We start from the raw sequence: 2,798 nt of genomic DNA on the forward strand, positions 1-2,798 counted from the left end.
TCCTTTGTGACAGCGTTGCTGTGTTTCGGGACTGCAAAATTAGAAGAATGTTTTTAAAATCCCAAATCAAACAAGCATTTTTTGTGATTTTTTTTAAAATAAATCATAAGTCGCTAATCTTCAAGGAAGTAAAATTTGTTATTTAGCAATCATTTTAACAACCGCATTACCAGTTTGTCCCATATAACTCACATTTCCTTGAATATCGAAGTTTGTATCATTCAATTGTATTAACGTAAATTCACCTGAAAGAGCAAGTCCACCTTGAATAGTCACGTTTGTTAACACAACTTTACTTTGATCAGAATTAAACGCCCACGTACCTCCAGTGATAGCAGTACCGTTGTTATCGGTACCTGTAACGGTACCATTGCTATTTAAATTGAATGTTACTTTCGATAAATCATACAAGTTTTGCGTATTACCTTTTTGGTACAACATAATGATACCGTTTACTGTAAGATTATCAATAATCCAAGTTTTGGCAGAGATGTACTCTGTCTTAGTTTTAGTTGGAGTCGGATTGTCATTACTTTTGCAAGACGAAAACAACGTTACCAATACTGCAAAGCAGATAAATAGATTTTTCATGAGAGCAGGGATTTTTGTGAATGATGTATTAAAGAAAACACGCCTGCAAAAGCAGGCGTGTCGAGGGATATTAATAAATAGTTTCTTTTTGAGCTTTAACTTTCTCGTCAGCGATATAATCGTCAAAAGTCATCAACTTATCCAAGAATCCTTTTGGACCAATTTCTAACATACGAGTAGCTACCGTTTGAGTCAATTGGTGGTCATGGCAAGTAAACAACATTGTTCCTGTAAAATCAACCAAACCGTTGTTCAGTGCAGTGATCGATTCTAGGTCAAGGTGGTTGGTAGGCTCATCAAATAATAAAACGTTGGCTCCAGACAACATCATACGACTAAACATACAACGTTGTTTCTCTCCTCCTGATAACACTGTACATTTTTTCAAGGCTTCATCTCCTGAAAACAACATACGGCCTAAGAAACCACGAATAAAGCTTTCGTCTTTTTCTGTTGAATATTGTCTCAACCAGTCAACCAAATTTAAACTTGCATCTGCAAAGTATTTGGCGTTATCGTTTGGCAAATAAGCCTGAGTTGTAGTCACGCCCCATTTGAATTCACCGCCATCCGCTTGACGTTCGCCAGTTAGGATATCCAAAAGCGCAGTAATTGCCAATGAATCGCGAGAAAGCACCGACATTTTATCGCCTTTATTTAACGTGAAAGAAAGATCTTTGAACAAATATGTTCCGTCTTCAGACTTCGCCGAAAGGTTTTCTACAGTCAATAACTGATCTCCTGCTTCACGCTCTGGTTTGAAGTTGATAAATGGATAACGACGAGAAGATGGTTTTATGTCATCAACTTTCAATTTATCCAACATTTTTTGACGAGCAGTTGCTTGCTTCGATTTCGCTACGTTGGCAGAGAAACGGCGAATAAATTCCTCTAATTCTTTACGTTTCTCATCATTTTTCTTGCTTTGGTCAGCACGTTGGCGAGCTGCTAATTGAGAAGATTCGTACCAGAACGTATAAGTACCGCCATACAATTGAATCTTACCATAGTCAAGGTCTGCGATGTGAGTACACACATTGTCCAAGAAGTGACGGTCGTGGGATACTACAATGACAGTATTTTTAAAATTTTGCAAGAAGTTTTCCAACCACATGATCGACTCGATGTCCAAGTTGTTGGTAGGTTCATCAAGCAAAAGAATATCAGGTGCACCAAACAACGCTTGTGCTAAGAGAACCTTCACTTTATCAGATCCGCTTAAGTCTTTCAACAAAACATAATGCAAGTCTTCTTTGATACCTAGGCCACCTAACAACATTCCTGCGTCAGATTCTGCTTCCCAACCATTCATTTCTGCAAACTCAGCTTCCAAATCAGCTGCACGATTACCATCTTCTTCCGTAAAATCTTCTTTCAAGTAGATAGCATCTTTCTCAAGCATGATATCGTACAGGCGTTTGTTTCCCATCATCACAGTTTGAAGCGCAGTTACCTCTTCGTATTCGAAGTGGTTTTGCTTCAAAATGGACATACGCTCTCCTGGATTCATAGAAACAGACCCTGTTTGTGAGTCTAATTCACCAGAAAGAATTTTCAAGAAAGTTGACTTGCCAGCACCATTAGCTCCAATTAAGCCATAACAGTTGCCTTCAGTAAATTTAATATTAACATCTTCAAAAAGTACCCGTTTGCCAAAACGGAGTGATACATTCGATACGGTAAGCATTCCTTAGTATATGAGAATTATAAAATGAGATAAAAGTCAAAAGAATGGGCATTTTTTGCCTCTATTATCTTAACAAAGTACAAAATTACAAAATGATTCTGACAACTCAGATTTTAAAGTTGGGAGATTTGGAAATGTAGCTATTTTGAAATAAAATTAAAACGAATGTTAGGACGTAAGGAGGACTGAAAGTTTTAAATGATTTTTGATTCGACTTTGTTTATCACGCAGGATAATTTGACAAAATCGAATTCAAAAGTTGTTAAATGCTGGATATTTTAGGTTCAAAAGAATTTTTTTTATGTTTTTTTTCTGAACATAATGGGTTTATTAGTATGTAACTAATCAACTGAAAAATAAATAATTACTATGTGCATTATGATGAAGAAAACATCTTTATTAGCCGAAAAAACGAGGGTTTTTACATAAAAAAATAGATTTTTTTTCCTGAAACGTTTGTGTTTTTAAAAACAATCTTCTAATTTTGCATCACAGAAACACAGAGACACTGTAACAAAAT

2 protein-coding genes are annotated in these 2,798 nt (G+C 36.0%); both read right to left on the minus strand.

Translation table 11 applies throughout. The features are described from left to right. Positions 1-138: 138 nt before the first annotated feature. A complete protein-coding gene (locus GVN22_RS26965; RefSeq protein ID WP_166554107.1) occupies positions 139-591 on the minus strand; it encodes a hypothetical protein in 453 nt (150 codons plus the stop codon). Between the two features lie 70 nt (positions 592-661). Beyond that, the gene (locus tag GVN22_RS26970; RefSeq protein ID WP_166554108.1) at positions 662-2,278 is read right to left on the minus strand and encodes an ABC-F family ATP-binding cassette domain-containing protein; all 1,617 of its coding nucleotides are present in this window, start codon (positions 2,276-2,278) and stop codon (positions 662-664) included. Between the last annotated feature and the right edge of the window lie 520 nt (positions 2,279-2,798).

The organism is Cellulophaga sp. BC115SP, from assembly GCF_009905545.1.
GTDB lineage: Bacteria > Bacteroidota > Bacteroidia > Cytophagales > Spirosomataceae > Flectobacillus > Flectobacillus rivi.